Origin of the sequence: Rhizobium sp. TRM96647 (genome assembly GCF_025780115.1) — a bacterium.
Lineage (GTDB): Bacteria > Pseudomonadota > Alphaproteobacteria > Rhizobiales > Rhizobiaceae > Mycoplana.
Window position 1 is genome coordinate 273,583 of sequence record NZ_JAOXHF010000002.1, and the last position, 22,331, is coordinate 295,913.

Annotated in this window: 19 protein-coding genes; 11 read left to right on the forward strand and 8 right to left on the reverse strand. The window is 66.4% G+C overall.

The features are described from left to right. Positions 1-42: 42 nt before the first annotated feature. Complete coding sequence (mutL, locus tag OCK02_RS04245) at positions 43-1,860, reverse strand: DNA mismatch repair endonuclease MutL (protein ID WP_263812180.1); 1,818 nt, start codon at positions 1,858-1,860, stop codon at positions 43-45. 262 nt (positions 1,861-2,122) lie between these two features. On the opposite strand from mutL, the gene OCK02_RS04250 reads away from it, so the two are divergent. The 3 genes from OCK02_RS04250 to OCK02_RS04260 all read left to right on the forward strand — a co-directional run bounded on the left by OCK02_RS04250 (position 2,123) and on the right by OCK02_RS04260 (position 5,774). Next, positions 2,123-3,844: a response regulator gene (locus OCK02_RS04250; protein WP_263812181.1), complete on the forward strand. Its 1,722-nt coding sequence runs from the start codon at positions 2,123-2,125 to the stop codon at positions 3,842-3,844. Positions 3,845-3,972: 128 nt separating this feature from the next. Next, positions 3,973-5,331: a putative bifunctional diguanylate cyclase/phosphodiesterase gene (locus OCK02_RS04255; protein ID WP_230802860.1), complete on the forward strand. Its 1,359-nt coding sequence runs from the start codon at positions 3,973-3,975 to the stop codon at positions 5,329-5,331. Between the two features lie 104 nt (positions 5,332-5,435). Then, a complete protein-coding gene (locus tag OCK02_RS04260) occupies positions 5,436-5,774 on the forward strand; it encodes a PilZ domain-containing protein (protein ID WP_230802861.1) in 339 nt (112 codons plus the stop codon). Here OCK02_RS04260 and OCK02_RS04265 read toward each other — a convergent pair. Further along, the gene (locus OCK02_RS04265; RefSeq protein WP_263812182.1) at positions 5,761-6,711 is read right to left on the reverse strand and encodes a LysR substrate-binding domain-containing protein; all 951 of its coding nucleotides are present in this window, start codon (positions 6,709-6,711) and stop codon (positions 5,761-5,763) included. The two genes, OCK02_RS04260 and OCK02_RS04265, sit on opposite strands and share 14 nt — an antisense overlap. Positions 6,712-6,799: 88 nt before the next feature. Here OCK02_RS04265 and OCK02_RS04270 point away from each other — a divergent pair, with 88 nt between their 5' ends. Together OCK02_RS04270 and OCK02_RS04275 are read left to right on the forward strand one after the other, a co-directional pair. Further along, a complete protein-coding gene (locus OCK02_RS04270; protein WP_263812183.1) occupies positions 6,800-8,350 on the forward strand; it encodes a trimethylamine methyltransferase family protein in 1,551 nt (516 codons plus the stop codon). Between the two features lie 26 nt (positions 8,351-8,376). Further along, positions 8,377-10,425 (forward strand): NADH:flavin oxidoreductase, encoded by a 2,049-nt coding sequence (locus tag OCK02_RS04275; RefSeq protein ID WP_263812184.1) that lies wholly within the window; start codon positions 8,377-8,379, stop codon positions 10,423-10,425. 53 nt (positions 10,426-10,478) lie between these two features. Here OCK02_RS04275 and OCK02_RS04280 read toward each other — a convergent pair whose 3' ends face one another. The 6 genes from OCK02_RS04280 to OCK02_RS04305 form a co-directional block, all read right to left on the reverse strand. Next, on the reverse strand, positions 10,479-10,937 hold the full coding sequence (locus OCK02_RS04280) for a GNAT family N-acetyltransferase (protein WP_263812185.1): 459 nt from the start codon (positions 10,935-10,937) through the stop codon (positions 10,479-10,481). A gap of 135 nt (positions 10,938-11,072) precedes the next feature. Then, positions 11,073-11,717: a PRC-barrel domain-containing protein gene (locus OCK02_RS04285; protein ID WP_263812186.1), complete on the reverse strand. Its 645-nt coding sequence runs from the start codon at positions 11,715-11,717 to the stop codon at positions 11,073-11,075. A gap of 209 nt (positions 11,718-11,926) precedes the next feature. After that, positions 11,927-12,823, reverse strand: a complete 897-nt coding sequence (locus OCK02_RS04290; RefSeq protein ID WP_263812187.1) for an SMP-30/gluconolactonase/LRE family protein — start codon at positions 12,821-12,823, stop codon at positions 11,927-11,929. Continuing rightward, positions 12,820-13,458, reverse strand: a complete 639-nt coding sequence (locus tag OCK02_RS04295; protein WP_263812188.1) for a 2-dehydro-3-deoxy-6-phosphogalactonate aldolase — start codon at positions 13,456-13,458, stop codon at positions 12,820-12,822. Before OCK02_RS04295 ends, OCK02_RS04290 begins: the two co-directional genes overlap by 4 nt. Before the next feature lie 31 nt (positions 13,459-13,489). Then, a complete protein-coding gene (locus tag OCK02_RS04300; protein WP_263812189.1) occupies positions 13,490-14,407 on the reverse strand; it encodes a 2-dehydro-3-deoxygalactonokinase in 918 nt (305 codons plus the stop codon). Next, positions 14,407-15,177 carry an SDR family NAD(P)-dependent oxidoreductase gene (locus tag OCK02_RS04305; RefSeq protein WP_263812190.1) on the reverse strand — a complete coding sequence of 257 codons (771 nt, stop codon included), beginning with the start codon at positions 15,175-15,177 and terminating at the stop codon, positions 14,407-14,409. The genes OCK02_RS04300 and OCK02_RS04305 overlap by 1 nt, the downstream gene beginning before the upstream one ends. 119 nt (positions 15,178-15,296) lie before the next feature. Here OCK02_RS04305 and OCK02_RS04310 point away from each other — a divergent pair, with 119 nt between their 5' ends. From OCK02_RS04310 to OCK02_RS04335, 6 genes are all read left to right on the forward strand, one after another. Beyond that, positions 15,297-16,094 carry an IclR family transcriptional regulator gene (locus OCK02_RS04310; RefSeq protein ID WP_263812191.1) on the forward strand — a complete coding sequence of 266 codons (798 nt, stop codon included), beginning with the start codon at positions 15,297-15,299 and terminating at the stop codon, positions 16,092-16,094. Between the two features lie 248 nt (positions 16,095-16,342). Further along, on the forward strand, positions 16,343-17,080 hold the full coding sequence (locus OCK02_RS04315; RefSeq protein ID WP_230802873.1) for a helix-turn-helix transcriptional regulator: 738 nt from the start codon (positions 16,343-16,345) through the stop codon (positions 17,078-17,080). Positions 17,081-17,150: 70 nt separating this feature from the next. Further along, positions 17,151-17,903 (forward strand): helix-turn-helix transcriptional regulator, encoded by a 753-nt coding sequence (locus OCK02_RS04320; protein WP_263812192.1) that lies wholly within the window; start codon positions 17,151-17,153, stop codon positions 17,901-17,903. A gap of 75 nt (positions 17,904-17,978) precedes the next feature. Continuing rightward, positions 17,979-19,169, forward strand: coding sequence for an iron-sulfur cluster carrier protein ApbC (gene apbC, locus OCK02_RS04325; RefSeq protein ID WP_263812193.1), 1,191 nt, complete (start codon positions 17,979-17,981; stop codon positions 19,167-19,169). A gap of 159 nt (positions 19,170-19,328) precedes the next feature. Continuing rightward, a complete protein-coding gene (locus OCK02_RS04330; protein ID WP_318530109.1) occupies positions 19,329-20,312 on the forward strand; it encodes a magnesium transporter CorA family protein in 984 nt (327 codons plus the stop codon). 15 nt (positions 20,313-20,327) lie between these two features. Next, complete coding sequence (locus OCK02_RS04335) at positions 20,328-22,229, forward strand: potassium transporter Kup (protein WP_263812195.1); 1,902 nt, start codon at positions 20,328-20,330, stop codon at positions 22,227-22,229. Positions 22,230-22,331 lie beyond the last annotated feature (102 nt).

Genomic DNA, 22,331 nt, shown 5'->3' on the forward strand with positions numbered 1-22,331 from the left:
TCCCTGTGCCATATCGCGCCCTTCGCGCGATTTCCAGCACTTTCAGCTTCGCCCGAAAAGACGCTCGATATCGGCGAGCTTGAGCTCGATATAGGTCGGCCGTCCGTGGTTGCACTGGCCGGAACCGGGCGTGACCTCCATCTGCCGCAGAAGCGCGTTCATCTCCTCCGGCCGCATGCGCCGGCCGGAGCGCACCGAACCGTGGCAGGCCATGGTCGCCGCCAGATATTCCAGCCGGCTGGCAAGGCCGCTCGCGGTGTCCCATTCGGCGAGTTCGTCGGCGAGCTGGCGCACCAGTCCGGCTGCGTCCATCTCGCCCAGCATTGCCGGCGTCTCGCGCACGGCGATTGCGCCGGGGCCGAAGCGCTCGATGCCGAGACCGAGCCTCGAGAAGTTCTCGGCATGGGCGACGAGCCGGTCGCAATCGTCCTCCGGCAGGTCGACGATCTCGGGAATGAGCAGGGTCTGGGCGGCGACGGGCCGAGAATGCAGGGCGTTGCGCATCGCCTCGAACACCAGACGCTCGTGCGCGGCATGCTGGTCGACGATGACGAGGCCGTCTTCCGTCTGCGCCACGATGTAGTTCTCGTGCAATTGCGCGCGTGCGGCGCCGAGCGGATGGCGCGCCGGCTCCTGCACGGTCTCCGCCTGGCCGGATGCCGTCGCCGGCTCCGCCCGGGCCGACGGCTGGATCTCCATGTCGAAGCCGGCCTGGTCGAAGCCCGCCTGCCGCGCCTCCGCGAAACCGTTTCCGGCCGGCAAGGGATCGAGCGGCCGATAGGGCGACGCCGCTGGCGTCCAGGGCTGTGCGGGCCGTGGCTGTTCGGGGCGGAAGGCGCGCAGCATGCCGGCCGCCCCCGTGGTCGCCGCCCGGTCGCCCTCGCGTGACAGCGCCTGCCGGATCGCGCCGATGATCAGCCCGCGCACGAGGCCCGGATCGCGGAAACGCACATCGGACTTGGCCGGATGGACGTTGACGTCGACGAACTCCGGATCGATCCCGATCTCCAGCACCGCGATCGGATAGCGGCCGCTCGGAATGGTCTCGGCATAGGCCGCCCGCAGCGCCGACCAGACCAGCTTGTCCTGCACCGGCCGGCCGTTGACGAAAGCGAACTGCTGCAGGCTGTTGCCGCGGTTGAAGGTGGGCACGCCCGCAAAGCCGGAAAGCCGCACGCCCTCGCGCCCGGCGTCGATCTCGATCGCATTGTCGCGGAAGTCCCGGCCCAGCACCTGGGCGATGCGCGCCAGCCGATCGTCGCCGGTGGCGGGCAGTTCCAGCGTCGAGCGGTCCGGCCCCGAAAGCACGAAGCGGACGGCAGGGAAGGCGATCGCCATGCGGCGCACGACCTCGGTGATCGCCGCCGCTTCCGCCTTCTCGCTCTTCATGAATTTCAGCCGCGCGGGCGTGGCGAAGAACAGGTCGCGCACCTCGACCACGGTGCCGCGATTGGCCGGCGTCGGTCGCACCGGCTCGACCCGACCGCCGGCCACGACGATCTGCGACCCCTCCGGGGCGTCGCCGGTCCGGCTCTGGATCGTGAGCCTCGCCACCGAACCGATCGAGGGCAGCGCCTCGCCGCGAAATCCGAGGGTGCGCACGTCGTTGAGGCTGTCGCTGATCTTCGACGTGCAATGGCGCCGCACCGCCATCGCGAGGTCGCCGGCCGACATGCCCAGGCCGTTGTCGGTGACCCGCAGCAGCGTCTTGCCGCCGCCGGCGGTGGCGATCTCGATGCGGCTGGCGCCGGCATCGATGGCATTCTCGATCAGTTCCTTGGCGGCGCTCGCCGGCCGCTCGATGACCTCGCCCGCGGCAATCTGGTTGATCAGGGTCTCGGACAGCTGCTGTATCGTCATGGTCGCCATTTTCGGGGATTCGGACGCCCGTGGGAAGCAAGAAAGCGCCGTTGCAGCGGTTCTCCCGTCGTTTCCGCCGGGCTTAATTCAGCTTTAATAAAATACTGCCAACGTCTGCTTCTCGCTTGTATGAGCACAAGCTGGCCGGCAAACCCGGCGGACCTGTTCAGCGTCGCTGGCCGCTGGCCTACCTGTGTCCAAGGGCTTTTCCGCCCGATCAGCATGCTTCAAAGATAGCGAGCGGCGGCGGGGCCAGCACGAAATGACCGATGGCGCGTCCGTCGACGCAAGCATCCAGTCTGAAATCTTCAACGCGGCCTGCGATATCCTTGGCGCGTGCGTGTTCGTCTATGACGGCAACGATTGCCTCGTCTTCGTCAGCCGGCAGGCCCGGCAGTTCCTGCCGCTCGACCCGCAGGCCCTGGTCGCCGGCACGCGCCTGCGCGACGTCCTTGGCGCGATCTTCGATGCCGGGCTGCGCTACGGCGTCGATGCCGACCAGCGGCACAGGGTGAGCCGCGAAGACTGGATCTCCACGCGCATCTCCGCCCACTGGCGCGAGCAGCACGATAGCGTCGAACGGATCGGCAAGGATCGCTGGATCCGCTTCCGCAAGCGCCGGCTGCCGAACGGCTACAACATCTCCACCCTTTCCGACGTCACCGAGCAGCGGAAGCAGGAGGACAAGTGGCGGGCCGACATGGAACGGGCAGCGCTGACCGAGCAGATCCTCGATACGCTGCCACACCCCCTGGCCGTCAAGGACCGCAATCTCGCCCATGTCGCCCTCAACAGGGCCTTTCGCGCCGTCCACGGACTGGAAGGCGGGGCGATGCTGGGGCGCACGAGCTGGGATCTCGTCGATCCCGAACAGGCGGCGCGGATCGAGGAGAGCGACCGGCAGGTGCTTGCGAGCGGCGTGCCGTTCCGGCTGGCCGAAGAGATCGTCAAGGCCGACGGCAGCCGCCTCTACGCCATCACCCGCAAGCACAGGGCCGGCCCGCCGGATCGGCCGGTGCTCGTCACCCTCATGGAGGATCTCACCGACATCGTCGAGCCGGATGCCGCTACAGGCCGGCTCGCTCTGCGAGCGGGCATCCGCTTCGAGAGCGGGCAGAACTGCTTCGATCCGGTCCGGGCGGTGGAGAAGCGGCTGCTTTTGGAGCAATGCCGCTCCGACGAGGCAACCGATCTCGCGGGCCGGCGGATCCTCGTGGTCACGGACAATGCCCGGATCGAGAGCCTGGTCGTCGGCGAGCTTCAGGCACGCGGCGCCGATTGCTGCGCCGTGCGCTCGGAAGCGGAGTTCCGCGCCTTCGTGGATGTCGCCGGCGACTGCGGCGTTCCGATCGACATGGTGCTGCTCGACGCGGCGATGGACGGATACGAGGCCGTCTCGCAGGCGGGCCTGCCGGTCCGCACGATCATGCCCGACGGCATCGGTGCGGATGTCTTTCGCGCGCTGGTGGAGCCGCACGCGGTCATGGTGGAGGTGGACGAGACACCTTCGGATCCGGTCATGGCCGCGTCGCTCTTCGACGACTGGCACATCGCGACAGAAGCCGATGCGCTCGCCCCGGCCATGCGCGGCGACATCGAGGTGCTCGTCGCCGAGGACAACCAGGTCAACCAGTTCGTCTTCTCGCAGATCCTGGAAGGCCTCGGCATCTCGCACAGGATCGCCGAGAATGGCGAGGAGGCGGTCGCGCTCTGGCGCAAGTATATGCCGCGGCTGGTGCTGATGGACATCGCCATGCCGCTGAAGAACGGCATCGATGCGACGATCGAGATCCGCGAGGCGGAGAAGGTGCTGGGCGTCCATACGCCTATTGTCGCGGTCACCGCCCAGGCGCTGAACGTCGACATGCAGAATTGCCTCGACGCCGGCATGGACGACTACATCACCAAGCCGGTCAGCCCGGACATGATCGAGCGCATCTACAGCAAGTTCGTGGCAGAGGCCGCGGGGCGGAGCGCGGCCTGATCGCGCTTCTTGCCGTCAACCGCGAGATCTCGGGATCGCCGTCCCCAGATCATGAGCACGAATGCTATGCCTTTGTTAATCCCCATGCTTCATCCTTCACCCCGAACATGGCATCGGGAATTGCGTAAATGAAATCGGGTCGGTATTCGGTGGCGGACGTTTCGCAGAGCGACCTGCACGCCATGGCCTACACGGATCCGCTGACGGGGCTCGGCAATACCTATCGCCTGCGCGACAAGGTCCGCCAGCTGGCCGCCGAGCGCGCCGAAGACCCCGCGCCCTTCACCGTCGCCATCGCCAATCTCGACGGCTTCAAGCCGATCAACGATCTCTTCGGGCCGGAAGCCGGCGACGAGATCCTCTGCCAGGTCGCCTATCGCCTCAAGGCCTGCATCCCCGACGGCGCGACGGTGACGCGCCACGGCGGCGACGAATTCGCCTTCCTCTTTCCGCTGGTCTTCGAGCGCAAGGGCGCGGAGAAGATCGGCCAGATGCTGCGCGAGGTGCTTTCGGCGCCCTTCGACCTCGGCGACCGCAACGTGCGGCTGTCGGCCTCCTTCGGCTTTTCGATCTATCCTTTCGCCGGCGAGGAGTTCACCGAGCTGATCAAGAGCGCCGACACCGCGCTCTATCGGTCGAAGCGGCGCGGGCGCGGGCAGATCACCGTCTATTCGCAGGAGATCGCCCAGGAGATGAAGCGCGCGACGCACCTGGAGCAGGCGCTGCGCAACGCGATCATGGCCAACGAGGTCGACGTGCACTTCCAGCCGATCGTCCGCCTGAAGGACGATCTCGTCGTCGGCTTCGAGGCGCTCGCGCGCTGGTGCGACGCCGATCTCGGTTATGTCTCGCCGGCCGTCTTCGTGCCGCTCGCCGAGGAACGCGGCTTCATCGACGCGCTCTCGGACACGCTTCTGCGCAAGGCCGCCGAAGCCGCGCTCTCCTGGCCGAAGGAACTGTTCCTGTCGTTCAACCTCTCCTCCGCCCAGCTGATGGATCCGAAGACGAGCCTGACGACGCTTGCGATCCTCAACCGCGCCGGCCTCGACCCGCGCCGGCTGGAGCTGGAGATCACCGAGACGGCTGTCATGACGGATGCCGCCACCGCCCAGAAGATCGTCGCCGAGCTTCGCGCGGCCGGCGTGCGGATCTCGCTCGACGATTTCGGCACCGGCCAGTCGAGCCTCGGCCGCCTTCGCGACTTCACCTTCGACAAGGTCAAGATCGACCGCGCTTTCGTCTCGCGCATTTCCGACGACCGCGTCTCCGAGCACATCATCAAGGCCATCGTCGCCATGTGCGAAGGGCTCGATCTCGAGGTGGTCGCCGAGGGCATCGAGGACTTTTCCGAGGCGCTGAAGCTCAAGGCGCTCGGCTGCGGCATGGGGCAGGGCTATTTCTACGGCAAGCCCGCAGACGCGGTGACGACACAGCGCTTCCTCGCCGAGCGGTACATCGGGCTGGAGCCGAAGGCGTTGCTGGCCTGAGCGATTTCCGGCGCGTAGAGCGCCCGTTAACCATCCGGATTAGCACGGAATAAATGCGTGCCCCCTAAAGTAGCCCCGTCCTAGAAAAACAAAGGGATTTTGGGATGCTGCAGAACATAAAGGATATGCCGGTAAGGGCCTCCGATCGCTCGAAGGTCCGTATTTTCGTCAAGGTGAAGGTCATGCACCAGGAGAGCCTGGCACGTGTCGTGGACCTGTCGCCGTCCGGCATGGCGCTGGATATCGAGAAGCCGATCCGGATCGTGCCGGGACAGCTCATCAGCATGGAGAGCGAGGAACTGGGGCGCCTGTCGGGCACGGTGCGCTGGTACAACAACGGCCGCGTCGGGATCGAGTACAAGCTCAACACCAATGCCCTGGCGCAGATCTCCTCCTACTTCCGTTTCTTCCACGAGGAAGTCAAACCGGTCATCCGCCGCTGACGGCGGTCGAGGATCCGACAAGGGGAAGGTCCTTCTTCCCCTCGTCCAGTAGCCAGTCGCGGACGCGCTGCGCCTGGCTGTTCAGTTCGCGCGAGCGCGGCCACACCACGTAGAAGGCCAGCCCCGTCTCCAGCACATGCGTGCCGATCGGCACCAGCGCCCCCGACTTCACCTGCCGCGAGATCAGGTGCTGCCAGCCGAGCGCGATGCCCTCGCCGGCCAGCACGGCCTGGATCACCAGCACATAGTCGTTGATCGTCAGCCGCCGCGACCGCGCGGGAAAGCGCAATCCGGCGCTCGCAAACCATTCCGGCCAGTCGCAGGCCTGCCGGACCGGCTCCTCCAGATGGATCAGCGGCAGCCGCAGCAGGTCCTCGGGCGCCTGCGGCATGCCGTGCGCCTCGATGAAGGCGGGGCTTGCGACCGCATTGATGACCTCGGGCGCGAGCAGGGCTGCGTGATAGCGGGGCCAGGCCGCCGGATCGCCGCCGCGGATGCCGAGCGGGATCGGCTCCTCCTCCAGGTCGAGGTCGCGCACGCTCGTCTGGATGCGCAGGTCGATCTCCGGCAGGTCCTCCCGCAGCCTGGCAAGCCGGGGCAGCATCCACATCGAGGCGAAGGCGGTGGAGGCCGCGAGCGTCACGTTCACCTCGCGCCCCTTCGCCCGGATGTCCTCGGCCGACTTCTGGATGCGCGCCAGCCCCACCGAAACCTCGGTATGGAACCGCTCGCCCGCATCCGTCAGCGCTACGGCGCGATGGGCGCGGTGGAACAGGAGCACGCCCAGCTGGTCCTCGAGCCCCCGGATCGCATAGGAGACCGCGGCCTGGGTCATGCCGAGTTCCTTCGCCGCATGGGTGAAGTTCAGGTATCGCCCGGCCGCCTCGAAGACGATCAGGCTTGCGGCGGACGGCAGCAGGCGGCGCAGTGTTTCCATAAGTGTGGTTTATACCAGTCCCAAGTTTTTTCCAGCGTTACAGGCGTATTCATCCGCAATAGCCTCGCCTGAGATTATGGAGGACGAGATGGTGGCGACGGCTGTGGTGGAAAATGCGACGCGTCGGACGAGGAGCGGGCGGCCGCAGCGCGGCGAGAGGGCGGCAAAGGCCGTCGGCGTGCCCTATATCGTCCGCAACATCCCCACCTACGACATTCTCTCCGAAGAGAACCTCGAGAAGATCGAGCGGACGGCGGACCGCATCCTGGCCGAGGTCGGCATCGAGTTCCGCGACGATCCGGCCGCAGTCGAGCACTGGAAGCGGGCGGGCGCGACGGTGGACGGCGTACTGGTGCGCTTCGAGCCGGGGATGCTGCGGGAGATCGTCTCCACCGCGCCCGCGGAGTTCACCCAACATGCGCGCAATCCGCAAAGAAGCGTGCGGATCGGCGGCAGCAACGTCGTCTTCTCGCCGGCCTACGGCTCGCCCTTCGTGATGGACCTCGACAAGGGCCGGCGCTACGGCACGATCGAGGATTTCCGCAACTTCATCAAGCTCGCCCAGTCGAGCCCCTGGCTGCACCATTCCGGCGGCACCATCTGCGAGCCGGTCGACGTGCCTGTCAACAAGCGCCATCTCGACATGGTCTACAGCCATATCAAATATTCCGACCGCGCCTTCATGGGCTCGATCACCGCCGAGGACCGGGCGGAGGATTCCATCGACATGGCGCGCATCCTGTTCGGCGAGGATTTCGTCGACCGGAACTGCGTCATCCTCGGCAACGTCAACGTCAATTCGCCGCTCGTCTGGGACGGCACCATGACCAGGTCGCTGCGCGCCTATGCCCGCGCCAACCAGGCGGCCGTCATCGTCCCCTTCATCCTCGGCGGCGCCATGGGGCCGGTGACGAATGCCGGCGCGATCGCCCAATCCTTCGCCGAGACGCTGGCCGGCTGCGCGCTGACGCAGCTGGAGCGCAAGGGCGCGCCTGTCATTTTCGGCAACTTCCTCTCCTCCATGTCGCTCCGGTCCGGCTCGCCCACCTTCGGCACGCCGGAGCCGGCGATCGGCTCCATGGTGGTCGGCCAGCTCGCCCGCCGCCTGAACCTGCCGCTGCGCTGCGCCGGCAACTTCTCCAATTCCAAGCTGCCGGACGGGCAGGCGATGCAGGAAGGGCTGATGTCGATGCTGTCGGCCGTCCATTGCGGTGCCAACTTCATCCTGCATTCGGCGGGCTTCCTCGATGGCCTGCTCGCCATGTCCTACGAGAAGTTCGTGATGGATGCCGACCTCTGCGGCGCATTGCATTCCTATCTGGCCGGCGTCACCATCGACGACAACACGCTCGCCATGGACGCTTTCCTGCAGGTCGGACCCGGCAGCCATTTCCTCGGCTGCGACCACACCATGCGCAACTACCAGACGGCCTTCTGGGATTCGGCGCTCTCCGACAATGAACCCTTCGAGAAGTGGAGCGAGGAGGGCGGGTCCACCGATATCGCCACCCGCGCCAACGCCGCATGGAAAAAGACGCTGGCCGAATACGAAGCGCCGCCGCTGGACATCGCAGTCGACGAAGCACTCTGCGACTATGTGAGCCGCAGGAAGGCGGCCATGGCCGACGCCTGGTACTGACACGCCTGCCCAAGGACATTCCGGAAATGACGCATTCGAAAGACCCGCTGCTCCAGCCCTACCAGCTGAAACACCTGACGCTGAAGAACCGCATCATGTCGACCTCGCATGAGCCGGCCTATTCGGAAGACGGAATGCCCAAGGACCGTTACCGGCTCTACCACGTGGAGAAGGCCAAGGGCGGGATCGCGCTGACGATGACGGCGGGCTCGGCGCTGGTGTCGGAGGATTCGCCGCCGGCCTTCGGCAATCTCTATGCCTATGCCGACGAGATCGTCCCCTGGCTGAAGAAGATCGCCGACGACTGTCACGAGCACGGCGCCGCCGTGATGATCCAGCTCACCCATCTCGGCCGGCGCACCAGCTGGAACAAGGGCGACTGGCTGCCGGTGCTGTCCGCCTCGCCGATCCGCGAGCCGGCGCACCGCGCCTTCCCGAAGGAGATCGAGGACTGGGACATCGAGCGGGTCGTCGGCGACTATGCCGCGGCCGCCCAGCGCATGCAGGCCGCCGGCCTCGACGGCATCGAGATCGAGGCCTACGGCCACCTGATCGACGGTTTCTGGTCGCCGGCCACCAACCGGCGCGAGGATGAGTACGGCGGCTCGCTGGAAAACCGCACGCGCTTTTCGAACATGGTCGTCGATGCCGTGCGCAAGGCGGTCGGGCCCGATTTCATCGTCGGCACCCGCATGGTCGCAGACGAGGCCTGGGACATCGGGCTTACGAAGGAGGACGGCATCGAGATCGCAAGGAGGCTCGTGGCCTCCGGCAAGATCGACTTCCTCAACATCATCCGCGGCCATCTCGACCACGACGCGCACCTGAACGACGTCATCCCGATCATGGGCATGGCGGCATCGCCGCATCTGGATTTCGCCGGCGAGGTGCGGGCTGCGACGAAGTTCCCGGTCTTCCACGCCGCCCGCATCGCCGACGTCGCCACCGCCCGCCACGCGATCGCCGAGGGCAAGCTCGACATGGTGGGCATGACCCGCGCCCACATCGCCGATCCGCATATCGTGAAGAAGATCGAGGAGGGCAGGGAGGCGCAGATCCGCCCCTGCGTCGGCGCCACCTACTGTCTCGACCGCATCTACGAGGGCGGCGGCGCGCTCTGTATCCACAATGCGGCGACCGGCCGCGAGGCGATCGTGCCGCATGTGATTTCGAAGACGACGGGGCGGCTGCGCAAGGCCGTCGTCGTCGGCGGCGGTCCGGCGGGACTGGAAGCCGCGCGGGTGCTCGCCGAGCGCGGCCATCAGGTGGAGGTGCTGGAGGCGACCGGCTCGGCCGGCGGCCAGATCCTGCTTGCCGCCCGCAATCCGCGCCGAAAGGAACTGATCGGCATCGTCGACTGGCGGCTGTCGGAGCTGGAACGCCTCGGCGTTCCGATCCACTACAACGTCTTCGCCGGCGAGGACGACGTCCTGGAACGCGCGCCCGATCTGGTCGTCATCGCCACCGGCGGCATCGGGCAGAACCCGGAACTGGAGGCGGGCGAGGATCTCGTCGTTTCCAGCTGGGACATCATCGCCGGTGCGATCCGGCCGGAGGGCCCGGTGCTGCTCTACGACGACGCCGGCACCCATTCCGGCATGACGGCCGCCGAACTGATCGCCAATGCCGGGGTCGAGCTGGAGGTGGTCTCGCCGGAACGCTTCTTCGCCCCCGAGATCGGCGGCATGAACCACGTGCCCTATGCCAGGGCCTTCGCCGAGAAAAACGTGCGTGTGACGATCAACACGCGGCTGAAGGCGGTGCGCCGCGACGGCAACGGGCTGGTGGCGACGCTGGGTTCGGACTTTTCCGCGACCGCACGTGTAGAGCGGCGGGTAGCGCAGGTGGTGGTCGAGCACGGCACCATGGCGATGGCCGACCTCTATTTCGAGCTGAAGCCGCAGTCGCGCAATCTCGGCGCCGTCGACTACAAGGCGCTGATCCGGCAGAAAAACCCGATCGAGACCCGCAACCCCGAGGGCGCCTTCGACCTGATCCGCATCGGCGACGCCGTTCACAGCCGCAACATCCATGCCGGCATCTACGACGCCCTGCGCTACGGCGTGCTGTTCTGACGCGTCTCGCGCAAAGGCCTGAAGTGCGGGCGTTGCCCTTCTGTTGCCCTTCTTCAGACCTTCAACTTGTACCCGATATGGGTTGGTTCGAAACCCAGACGTTCATAGAAGCGATGGGCATCCGGCCGGGCCTTGTCCGTCGTGAGCTGAACCAGCGAGCACCCCCGCGCCCGGCATTCATCGATCGCCCAGGCAAACATCGCCTGACCAATGTTCTCGCCCCGACGATCGCTCGCGATCCGCACCGCCTCGATCTGTCCGCGTTTGGCGCCATTGCGAGCGAGCCCCGGGATGAAGGTCAATTGCAGGGTTCCGACAATCTGCTGCCCGTCCTCGACCACGCAAAGGAACTGGTTCCGGTCTGCATCGATCTCGGCGAAGGCCTCGTGGTAGCGCTCGATCCCTGATGGCGACACACTTTCCCGGGACGAACCGAGCACGTCATCGGCCAGCATTTCGACGATCGTCCCCACGTCCGCTGCGGTTGCCCTGCGGTAACGAAGCCTGTCCATGGAATCTCCTCTTTCATGCATCCTGTCGCAATCCGCATGTGGCTACGCGATTATGGGGCTGCGTCCCAGAGGCAGGATGAGAAAAAGCCCGGCGGCGCTTTCGCGTCGCCGGGCCTCGAAGCTCCGATCCGCTGATTATTCAGCGGGTGCCGTTGCCGGAGCGGGATCGGTGGACGAGGTGGTCGAGGTGTCGACCTGCTCGCGTTCGGCGACCTTCTGCGACAGCGTCTTGAATTCCGGTGCTGCCTGCAGGCTCTCGGACGTCTCCGTCGTGGTCAGCTTGACCTCGCCGCCGTCCGGGGCCTGGATGACGGTGATGTTGTTGAACGGTACCGCCACGGCCTTTTCGCCGATGCCGAGGAAGCCGCCGACGCCGATCACCGCAGCGGTGATGCCGCCGTCCTTCTCGAGGATCAGGTCGCTGATCGAGCCGATGCTTTCGTCGGCGGAGTTATAGACCGACTGACCGATATAGGTGTTGGCGCTGATCTGGGTCTCGGCCTGTTCGGTCAGGTACGTGTCCGTCGTGGACGCTGCCGTATCGGTTGCCGGGTCGGCAGCCGCCGGGGCTTCCGTCTGGGCGTTATTCATGTCGTCCATCGGCTGGGCCTGGCCGGCATCGGCGCCGGTGGCCGGGGCAGCGTCAGGGGCGGTTGCCGGAGCCTCCATGGTCGGGGCGGTCTGCGGCTGGGTGGTGTCCTGCGCAAAAGCCGCGGGAGCGATGGCTGCACCGAGGAAAATGGCACCAGCGGCAACGGAAGTCAGAAGCTTGTTGGTCATGTCGAACCTGCCTTTCTTTGCTTTCGGTCTTGGAGCGGCGGAACCGTCGTGGTTGTCCGTCCGCACCGGGCTGATGCTTGGAAAACTCACGCAAGCTGGAATGGTTCCGCAGAAAATTCGACGGCAGGGCAGGGGAATTTCTCAAGGAAAAACAGCTCCGGACGACAATCCGAAGCTGCAGCCGTCATCAGAATCGGCAGGGATTGGCGCTAGAGCCGGAAGGCAGGCTCGAAGCGGCCGCGCACCGCGACGCCCAGCTCGAGCGTGCGGCCGGCATGGACATCCGACGCCCGGCCGGCCTCGTCCATGCCCTGCCAGGCGGAGGTGACGAGCAGCCGGTCGGCCCTGGCGCCGATGAAGGCCGGGCAGCTCGGCTGGGTGACCGGAACGGCATGGCGGCGGAGCTTGGTGCCGTCCGGCTGGTAGACGTCGATCGTCCCCGCACCCCAGCGGGCGTTCCAAATCAGCCCGTCGGCGTCGCACACCGCCCCGTCGATATCGCCGGGTGAACCGCTCTCGTCGCTGAGGATCTCCGGCGAGCCGACGGGAAGGCCGGTGGCGGGATCGACGGCGACGCGCATGAAATGGTTGGCCGCGGAATCGGTGAAATAGGCCGTGGCCCCATCCGGCGAGAAGCAGATGCCGTTCGGAATGCTGACGTTGGCATAGAGCTTCGTCACCGTCGTGCCGGCGACATGGTAGATAGAGCCTGCGCCTTTTTCCGCCGACCGGCCCATGGTGCCGATCCAGAGCGTGCCGCTCTGGTGGACCCGGCCGTCGTTGGAGCGGCATTCCGGCTTGTCCTCGATCGTTGCCAGCCGCTCCAGCCCGCCGCCGTCTATGTGGCGGACGAACAGGCCTTCGTCGGAGGCGATGAGCTGCCGGGCGGGGTCGATGACGGCCAGGACGCTACCCATGAAGGGCAGTTCGTGCACCCGTTTGGTCAGCGATCCGAGGTGCAGTTCATGCAGCTTGCGGCCCTTGATGTCGAACCACCAGGCGGTATCGGTCGCCGGATCGTAGCTCGGGCCCTCGCCGAGTTCGCTGTTGAAGTGGCAGAGGATGCTGCCGGCGAAAGGCAGGGGCCCGGTTGTCGCCCCAGTCATCGTCCCGCTCCGTAGACGCGGTCATAGGCCTCGACCGTGGCGCGCGCCCGCTCCGCCACCTCGGCTGCGCCCATGCCTGGCTTGTAGAGGCTGGAGCCGAGGCCGAAGCTCTTCACGCCGATCCTGGCATAGTCGCCGAAATTCGCCTCCGAGACGCCGCCGACGGCGGCGATCTCGAGCTCGCTTGGCAGGATCGCCCGGATCGCCTGGATGCCGGACGGGCCGAGGACGCTGGCCGGGAAGAACTTCAGCCCCGTGGCGCCGGCGCGCGCGGCGGCCAGCGCTTCGGTCGGCGTGAAGACGCCGGGCATCGTCACCATGCCCTTGGCGGCGGCGAGCGAAATCACCTCGGGCTCGACGTTCGGGCTGACCATCAGCCGGCCGCCGACGCTGTCGAGCTGCTCCACCTGATCGGTGGTCAGGACGGTACCGGCGCCGATGAGGCAGCCTTCCGGGGCCATCTTGACGGCGATCTCGATCGAGCGGAACGGATCGGGCGAGTTCAGCGGGATCTCGATCGCGGTGAAGCCGTGCTCGATCAGGGCGCCGACGACGCCCTCCGTCTCCGCGGGCTTCAGGCCCCGCAGGATGGCGATCAGCGGATATTTCATTGTGGGAAAGGGAATGCGGTTCATCGGATGGCCTTCCATTCGGGCAAAGCGGATATCAGAGGTCCCACAGCGCGCGCGCCGCGACCGCGAGGCCGGAACGCACGGCTGCGTCAGCGTCGACGATCGTGGGGGCGACGCCGGCCGCTTCGAGCGCGCTTTCGTAGAGCGCGCCGAGCGCACCGGAGGCGACGAGCGTGACGGCGGCACCCGGCTCGGCGCCGTCGAGCGCACCTGCGATCTCGAGCCCGATCAGGAGGCCGGAAAGGCGCGCCTTGGCGTCGACCGCCGAGAGCCCGTGCAGGAGAGCGCCGGAGCGGGTGGTGAAGAGCAGGTTGGTGGCCGCACCGGGGTTGCGGATGCACTCCGTCACCGCCTGCCTGAACGCCGCGCTCCCGCCGTCGAACGGACCGGCGTCGTGGATCGAATGGCTGAGGATCGTGTGCTTGCCGATCGCATCGAACAGTTCGCCGGTCATGAAGGTGGAAAAGCGGGTGACGGCGCTGTCGCGGATATGCACCCACTTGCTGTGCGTGCCCGGCATGCAGACGAGGCCGTTGCCCTCCGGAAGCGCGTCGAGCGCGCCGAGCAGTTGCGTCTCCTCGCCGCGGATGACGTCCGGGCGGGCGGGATCGCGCTGCGCGAGGCCCGGCAGGATGCGGATGTCGGGCGCTACGCCCGGAACGCGCACGGCCGCGGCCGGGATCGCCGACAAGGCCGCGGGCACGTCGAGATAGCCGGCCTCGACCCAGCCCTGCCGGGCGCCGGCCATGCCGCAGACGATGACGGGCAGGGTCTCGGGGGCGGAGACGGCCTGGCGGTGGGCTTCGAGCACGTTGGCAAAGCCTGTTTTTGCAGCCGTGGTCATGCCCTCGCCGCTGCGGCGCTCGGCAAGGGTGCTGCCGTCGCTGCCGATCAGCCACAGCCGGAAGCTGGAGGTCCCCCAGTCGACGGCGACATAGGCCGGCTTGGTCATCAGAAAACTCCCCCGTCGATGATCATGGATTGTGCGGTCATGCCGCGAGACGCGTCCGAGGCAAGGAAGAGGCAGGGCCCCACCATATCCGCCGGCGTCAGCGACCGCTTCAGGCATTGCTTGTCCTGCATGGCGGCGACGGCTTCCTCGTTGAGCCACAGGCGCAACTGGCGCTCGGTCACCACCATGCCGGGCAGGATCGCGTTGACGCGGATATTGTCCGGCCCCAGCCTGCCGGCGAGCGACTTGGTCAGGCCGACGACGCCGGCCTTGGCGGTGGCATAGGCGGGCACGTCGCCCATGTTGAGCATGAAGGCGATCGAGGAGAAATTGATGATCGAGCCGCCGCCGGCCTCCCGCATCGACTGCGCCACCGCCTGGGCGGCGAAGAACTGATGGCGCAGGTTGACCGCCTGGCTCTCGTCCCAGCCCTCCGGCGAAAGTGCTTCGAGCGCGTGCCGGTCGTCGCGGGCGGCGTTGTTCACCAGCACGCGCACCGGGCCGATCCTCGCGGTGGCGAGCGCGATCGCCGCACGCAGGTCCTCGATGTCGCGGATATCCGCCTTCAGGAACACCGGCCGGTGCGTCACGCCCTCCGAAAGGCGGGCGACGAGCGCATGGCTGTCGTCCTCGGCGATATCGACGAAGGCGACGCGCGATCCCTGGTGGACGAAGGCCTCGACCAGCGCCGCGCCGATGCCGGAGCCGCCGCCGGTGATGAAGACGCCGCGGTCGCGAAGGTCGGGATAGGACGCGACGCTCACGGACATGACACTCTCCTGCCTGGTTTCGAGGGGCGATCGGGAAAATTCGTTCCACTATCTGGAACTTGTTTTGAATATATGGAATTATGACCGGCAGAGGGAACTTGTCAAGCAAAGGCCGGGCAATGACCGGAATACCCACATCGGAGACAGTATCGCCCGGCACCGGCACGCTCGGCAAGGCGATCGCGCTCGTCGAGCTCGTCGCGCTCGCCGACCGGCCATTGCGTTTCACCGATATCCTCGGCCGGACCGGCCAGCCCCGCGGCACGCTGCACCGGCAGCTCTGCCATCTGGTGGAAGAGGGGCTGCTGGAGGTCAATGCCGAGCATTGCTACGTGCCGGGCCTGCGCCTGCTCAAGCTCGCCTCCAGGGCCTGGGAGCGCAGCGATCTCAGGCGGCTCGCCGCCCCCCACCTGCAGGCCCTGCACGATGCCACCGGCGAGACGATCCATCTCGGCATGCTGAAGGATACCGAGATCATCTATCTCGACAAGGTCGAAAGCCGCCAGGCCGTGCGCATGGCCTCGCAGATCGGCCGCGCCTCGCCGGCCTATTGCACCGGCGTCGGCAAGGCGGCGCTGGCGGCGCTGCCCCGGTCCCGCCTCGAAGCCCTGCTCGATCTGACCGAGCTCAGGCCGTTCACCCCGTACACGATCGTCGATCGCTCCGCTCTCGAGGCGGAGATCGCCGAAATCCGCAAGGCCGGCCATGCCTTCGACCGCGAGGAGCACGAGGCCGGCATCCGTTGCGTGGCGGCCGCGATCTTCGACCGGGAGCGCACGTTCGTCGGCGGCGTTTCGGTCACCGGCCCGGCCTACAGGGTCGGCGAGGAGGCGTTGCGCGACTGGGCGCCGCTGGTCCGGGCGGCGGCAGGCGCCGTCATGGAGGAGATCGCCGCCCGCCTCGGTCCCAAGGGATGATTGTCGCGGCAAAACGATACACCCGCCAGGGCTGTTGTACCCTGTCATTTTACGGTAAATTAGCGGAACACGCTGGACGGACATAAAAGCCACGACTAGCCTCCGCTCCAACGAACATTTCTGGGTGCTTCGATTCAGGGTTGTATCCCGGCGATCGCGGAATAGAGTTGCAATTCGAGTGCTGAGTGAACGCAGGTTGGCCGAGGGGCCGTCTGGTCGCAAACTACTTCTCTCTGGAAAGACGCCGGATGACCGAACAGCCCATCGTGATCGCCCCGAGGACATCGCTGCGCTGGGCGCGCCGGTTCGCCGAGGCGGGGTCGGAACAGGACGTGACGCGGCTTCTGGCGGAGATGACCGGTGAATACGGGCTTCGCGGCTATCTGCTGACCGTTCTGCCGGCGACCACCTCCATCGAGCTCCTGCCGCACGTGCTCTCGACCAACTGGCCGGTCGAGATGCTGCTGAGCTACGACGAGGCCGGCCTCGTCCTCGGCAGCCCGGTCATCCGCCATTTGCGGGGCAGCACCAATCCCTTCACCTTCGACGCCGTCAGCACCAACAGTTCGCGCCTCGACGGCAAGACGGAGATCGCCGTCGGCCTCTTCGCGCAATACGGGTTATCGCGCGGCGCCTATTTTCCCGCGCACAATCCGCTCGGCCAGCGCGGCGCGCTCGCATTCGCCGGCGACCGCCCGGCGCTGGCGCATATGGAAATGGCCGAACTGAACGCGGTCGCCAATCTCGTCTTCACCAAGATCCTCGAATGCCGGGCCGACGCGGACGCACAAGTGCCGCTCTCCGGGCGCGAGATCGAATGCCTGTCCTGGGTCTCTGCCGGCAAGACCAGCATCGAGATTTCCGGGATCCTCGGTCTTTCGGAATATACCGTCAATCACTACCTCAACCGGGCGACGCGCAAGCTCGACGCCGTCAACCGCGTCCAGGCGGTCGCCAAGGCGATCCGGGCCGGACTTCTCACATGAACCAGGCCGGGGACGGCTGCAGACAATACCGCAGGATCGGGGGGGAACCTGCGGACACCGGAGTGCATGGATGCGGGACGATATGACGGTGCAGGACCCGGGGCAGGGCGAGGGTCAGGATTGCAGTGCCGAGATCGCCGGCCTGCAGACGCAGTTCGACATCGTCCGTTTCCTGCGGCGAACGGGCGAAGCCTTTTCGCTGAAGCATTTCATCGCGTTTTCGCTGCCCGGCTTCGAGGCCGAGAAGCTGTCGCCGCATTCGATCGTCAGCAACTGGCCCTCCGACCTGATGGCCAAGTACGACGCGCTGAACATGATCCGCCGCAGCCCCAGCATCCGCCGGCTGCGGACGACGACGGTATCCTTCTCCTACGACCTGATGGACTGGATCGCCGAGGCCACCCCGACCGAGAAGCCGCTCGCCGAGTTTTCCGACATGCTGCAACGGCACGGGCTGCGGACGGGGCATTTCTTCCCGGTGCACGATGCGCTCGGCAATCGCGGCGTGGTGGTCTGGAGCGGCGAGGGCGGCGACCTCGGCTTCGACAGCCGGCTGCTGCTGCAGATGATCTCGATCCAGGTGTTCAACCGGCTGGCCGAGATCGGCGCCGCCTGGAAGACCGGGCAGATCATGCTGACCGACCGCGAGGTCGAGTGCCTGAGCTGGACGGCCGCCGGCAAGACGAGCCTGGAGATCGCCGAAATCCTCGGCCTGTCGGAGCATACCGTCAACCACTACCTCAACCAGGTCACCCGCAAACTCGAGGCCGTCAATCGCACGCAGGCGGTGGTCAAGGCGATTCGTCGCGGCCTGATCAGCTGATTGCCGGCCTGAAAACCGTTCCGCTTCGACGCCGAATGCGCTATCAACGCGCCAATTCATTCTGGCGAGGCAGGCATGAGCGACATTTCCAAGGACCAGGTACTGGACAAGCTGCGGACGGTTCGCGGCCCGGACATGGAAGGCAACATCGTCGACCTCGGGCTGGTGTCGGACGTCTTCATCTCCGACAGCAAGGTCTATTTCTCGATCACCGTCCCGGCCGAACGCGCCAAGGAGCTTGATCCGATGCGCGCGGCGGCCGAGCGCGTCGTCAAGGATATCCCCGGCGTCACCGCGGCCATGGTGGCGCTGACGGCCGACAAGCGGGCGGGCACCGGCGGCGCGCCGGTATCGCGGCCGCAGCCGCCGCAGCAATCGGCACAGGCGCCCGGGCGGGGCCAGGCCCACGCCGGCCACGCCCATCCGGCCCCCGGCCAGCAGGCGCCGCGCGCCAAGATCGGCGTTCCGGGCGTCGAGGCGATCATCGCGGTCGCCTCGGGCAAGGGCGGCGTCGGCAAGTCGACCACCTCGGTCAACCTGGCGCTGGCGCTGAAGGCGAACGGCCTGCGGGTCGGCATTCTCGATGCCGACATCTACGGCCCTTCCATGCCGCGGCTCCTGAAGATCGCCGGCCGCCCGCAGCAGATCGAGAACCGCATCATCAAGCCGATGGAGAACTACGGCATCAAGGTCATGTCCATGGGCTTCCTCGTCGACGAGGAGGTGGCGATGATCTGGCGCGGCCCGATGATCCAGTCGGCGCTGATGCAGATGCTGCGCGAGGTCGCCTGGGGCGAGCTCGACGTGCTCGTCGTCGACATGCCGCCGGGAACGGGCGATGCGCAGCTGACGATGGCCCAGCAGGTGCCGCTCGCCGGCGCCGTCATCGTCTCCACGCCGCAGGACCTGGCCCTGATCGATGCCCGCAAGGGGTTGAACATGTTCAACAAGGTCGAGGTGCCCGTGCTCGGCATCGTCGAGAACATGAGCTATTTCATCGCGCCCGATACCGGCAATCGCTACGATATCTTCGGCCATGGCGGGGCGCGGAAGGAAGCGGAGAAGATCGGCGTGCCCTTCCTCGGCGAGGTGCCGCTGACGATGGACATCCGCGAAACCTCGGATGCCGGAACGCCGGTCGTGGTCTCCGACCCGGACGGGGCGGCGGCGAGGATCTACCGCGAGATCGCGACGCGCACCTGGGCCGAGCTGAAGGCGAGGCAGGCGGCCGGCGGCCGCACGGCGCCTTCGATCGTCTTCGAGTGAGGTTGAGCCCGGCCGTGTAATGACGGAAAAGTGACCGGGCTTGATTTTGATGCCGCACCGCGCAATATGCGCTTCCGCCCAGCTGTCCTGGGCGGGCGCAGGTGCGTCGAACCTGACAAGACAAAGGTGTGCGTTGGTCTTCTCCGGAGCCACTCGCAAGTGTTGACCGTCTATCGATCCAACGGGGAAGCGTTGCTTCTTGTCCCCGAAATGTTGGCAGATTCGGCCTCCGTCCCCGCCGGCGTCGTATGGATCGACCTGCTGCGCCCGACGCATGAGGAAGACGCCTTCGTCGAGACGTTCCTCGGCATCGACGTGCCGACCAAGGACGAACTGAAGGACATCGAGCCTTCCAGCCGGCTCTACATGCAGGACGGCACGGTCTACATGACCGCCTCGCTCGTCTACAAGGCCGACAGCGATCAGCCGGAACTGACCGACGTCGCCTTCGTCCTGACGGGCAAGTGCCTGCTGACGATCCGCTACGCCGAGCCCCGGTCCTTCGACCTGTTCAAGGCGGCGATGCCGCGCATCACCGGCGGCTGCCCCTCGGGCACCATGCTGCTGGCGCGCCTGCTCGAAACCGTCGTCGACCGGACGGCCGAGATCCTCGAGGTGTCGGTGGCCCGGGCCGATACACTGTCGCTGGAAGTGTTCGGCGACCGCCGGCACCTGACGAAACGCCAGCCGCGCTACCTGGAGGACAGGCTGGTCGCCGTCTCCGCGCTGCACCGGCTGGTGGCCAAGACCCGCGACAGCCTGATGTCGCTTTCGCGGCTGATGACGTTTCTCTATGCCGCCCCGGTGCTCCAGCCGGATCGCGAGAGCCGCGAACTGTGCCGCACCGTCTCGCGCGACATCCAGTCCCTGTCGGAGCATGCAAGCTTCATTTCCAGCAACATCTCGTTCCTGCTGGATGCCTCGCTCGGGCTGATCAACCTGGAGCAGAACCAGATCATCAAGATCTTCTCGATCGCATCCGTGGCGCTGCTGCCGCCGACGCTGATCGCCTCGATCTACGGCATGAACTTCGAGTTCATGCCCGAACTTCACGCCACCTATGCCTATCCGCTGTCGCTCGGTGCGATGGTCGCCTCGGCCGTGATCCCGTTCTTCTTCTTTCGCTGGAAAGGCTGGCTCTAGGGCCTGTTGACCGCAATGCCTCATACCGAAACCCATGCCGCAGCCGGGCACAGTCGTGCGCGTACGCTCCTGATCCTCGCGATCGGGTCGGTAGGCGTCGTCTATGGCGATATCGGCACGAGCCCGCTCTATGCCTTCCGCGAAGCCCTGCGTCCGATTTCCGCCGATGGCGTCACCTGGGAGGAGGTCGTGGGCCTCATCTCGCTGGTGATCTGGACGCTGACGATCATCGTCACCCTGAAATACGTGCTGTTCCTGCTTAGGGCCGACAACCAGGGCGAGGGCGGCACGCTGTCGCTCCTGGCGCTGTTGATGAAGACCGCCAACGGCCACAAGGCCATCCTGTTCTTCATGGGGCTCGCCGGCGCCGCCCTCTTCATCGGCGACGCGATGATCACGCCGGCGCTGTCGGTCCTTTCCGCCGTGGAAGGCCTGAAGCTCGTGACACCCACGCTCGATGAATACGTCGTCCCGATCTCCGTCGTCATCCTCGTCGTTCTGTTCGCCGTCCAGTCCTGGGGAACGGCGGCGGTGTCGCGGTTCTTCGGCCCAGTCACCATTCTCTGGTTCCTCGTCATGGCGGTGGCAGGCGCCGTCCACCTGGGCGACGATCTCAGCATCCTTCTGGCCTTCAATCCTCTTTATGCGGTCAATTTCATCTATAAGGACGGCTGGCTCGGCTTCGTCGTCCTGGGTGCGGTGTTCCTGACGGTGACGGGTGCCGAGGCGCTCTATGCAGACCTCGGCCATTTCGGTCGCAGGCCGATCCAGTGGGCCTGGTTCTGTCTCGTGTTCCCGGCGCTGACGCTGAACTATCTGGGACAGGGGGCGCTGGTGCTGAAGCATCCCGAGGCGATCGCCAATCCGTTCTTCCTGCTGTTTCCGCAATGGGCGCTGCTGCCGGCCGTGATCCTTGCGACGGCGGCCACGATCATCGCCAGCCAGGCGGTCATCACCGGCGCGTTCTCGATCACCCGGCAGGCGATCCACCTCGGCTTCCTGCCGCGCATGGAAATCTTCCACACCTCCGAGACGCAGACCGGCCAGATCTACCTGCCGGCGGTCAACGCCATCCTGCTCTTCGGCGTCATGCTGCTCGTCTTCGTCTTCGCCTCGTCGGAAGGGCTGGCCACCGCCTACGGCATCTCGGTCACCGGCGCCATGGTGGTGACCACCGTGCTCGCCTTCGAGTTCCTGCGCATGCGCTGGCGCTGGAAGGCGACGACGGCAGCGCTCGTGCTGCTGCCGCTGCTTTTGCTCGAACTGACGTTCCTGGGCGCCAACCTCTTGAAGATCCACGACGGCGGCTATGTTCCGATCCTGATCGCGGCGACCTGCATGATCATGATGTGGACCTGGGTGCGCGGCACCGCACTCCTGCGCGAGAAGACGCGGCACATCGAGGTGCCGCTGGAATCCTTCGTGAAATCGATCGAGAAGAAGAGCGCCCACGCCCCCGTCTCGGTCTCCGGCACGGCGATCTTCCTGACCAGCGATCCGGAATCGGCGCCCGCGGCGCTCTTGCACAACATCAAGCACAACCGCGTCCTGCACGAGCAGAACTTCATCCTGACGATCACCTCGATGAACACGCCCAAGGTGGCCCCGGCCGAACGCTGCAGCATGGAGCGGCTCTCCGACCGCTTCGCCCGCATCCAGATCCGCTTCGGCTTCATGGAAACGCAGAACGTGTCCCAGGCGCTGGGGCTGTTCCGCAAGTCGGGCGTGAAGTTCGACATCATGACGACCTCGTTCTACCTCGGCCGCCGCAAGCTCGTTCCCGACCGCCACTCCGGCATGCCGCACTGGCAGGACCGCCTCTATATCGCCATGGCCAATGCCGCCGTCGATCCCTCCGACTACTTCCGCCTGCCGACCAACCGCGTCGTGGAACTCGGATCCCAGGTCATCATCTGAGCGTGGTCATCCTCTGAGGGCAGGCCCGCTCGCGAAGACGTGATCGCGGCGGGCGGCGGCATAGATTTTCCTGTCCGGCAGGACGCGCACCGTTAACCGTCC

Excerpts from the sequence above, each read along its gene's own strand:
- OCK02_RS04315 (WP_230802873.1), top strand. The coding sequence starts at position 16,343 with ATGACCGAACAGCCCATCGTGATCGCCCCGAGGACATCGCTGCGCTGG.
- OCK02_RS04305 (WP_263812190.1), bottom strand. The coding sequence starts at position 15,177 with ATGTCCGTGAGCGTCGCGTCCTATCCCGACCTTCGCGACCGCGGCGTC.
- OCK02_RS04260 (WP_230802861.1), top strand. The coding sequence starts at position 5,436 with ATGCTGCAGAACATAAAGGATATGCCGGTAAGGGCCTCCGATCGCTCG.
- OCK02_RS04335 (WP_263812195.1), top strand. The coding sequence starts at position 20,328 with ATGCCTCATACCGAAACCCATGCCGCAGCCGGGCACAGTCGTGCGCGT.
- OCK02_RS04255 (WP_230802860.1), top strand. The coding sequence starts at position 3,973 with ATGAAATCGGGTCGGTATTCGGTGGCGGACGTTTCGCAGAGCGACCTG.
- OCK02_RS04265 (WP_263812182.1), bottom strand. The coding sequence starts at position 6,711 with ATGGAAACACTGCGCCGCCTGCTGCCGTCCGCCGCAAGCCTGATCGTC.
- apbC (WP_263812193.1), top strand. The coding sequence starts at position 17,979 with ATGAGCGACATTTCCAAGGACCAGGTACTGGACAAGCTGCGGACGGTT.
- OCK02_RS04320 (WP_263812192.1), top strand. The coding sequence starts at position 17,151 with ATGCGGGACGATATGACGGTGCAGGACCCGGGGCAGGGCGAGGGTCAG.
- mutL (WP_263812180.1), bottom strand. The coding sequence starts at position 1,860 with ATGACGATACAGCAGCTGTCCGAGACCCTGATCAACCAGATTGCCGCG.
- OCK02_RS04290 (WP_263812187.1), bottom strand. The coding sequence starts at position 12,823 with ATGACTGGGGCGACAACCGGGCCCCTGCCTTTCGCCGGCAGCATCCTC.
- OCK02_RS04250 (WP_263812181.1), top strand. The coding sequence starts at position 2,123 with ATGACCGATGGCGCGTCCGTCGACGCAAGCATCCAGTCTGAAATCTTC.
- OCK02_RS04285 (WP_263812186.1), bottom strand. The coding sequence starts at position 11,717 with ATGACCAACAAGCTTCTGACTTCCGTTGCCGCTGGTGCCATTTTCCTC.
- OCK02_RS04300 (WP_263812189.1), bottom strand. The coding sequence starts at position 14,407 with ATGACCAAGCCGGCCTATGTCGCCGTCGACTGGGGGACCTCCAGCTTC.
- OCK02_RS04275 (WP_263812184.1), top strand. The coding sequence starts at position 8,377 with ATGACGCATTCGAAAGACCCGCTGCTCCAGCCCTACCAGCTGAAACAC.
- OCK02_RS04270 (WP_263812183.1), top strand. The coding sequence starts at position 6,800 with ATGGTGGCGACGGCTGTGGTGGAAAATGCGACGCGTCGGACGAGGAGC.
- OCK02_RS04295 (WP_263812188.1), bottom strand. The coding sequence starts at position 13,458 with ATGAACCGCATTCCCTTTCCCACAATGAAATATCCGCTGATCGCCATC.
- OCK02_RS04310 (WP_263812191.1), top strand. The coding sequence starts at position 15,297 with ATGACCGGAATACCCACATCGGAGACAGTATCGCCCGGCACCGGCACG.
- OCK02_RS04280 (WP_263812185.1), bottom strand. The coding sequence starts at position 10,937 with ATGGACAGGCTTCGTTACCGCAGGGCAACCGCAGCGGACGTGGGGACG.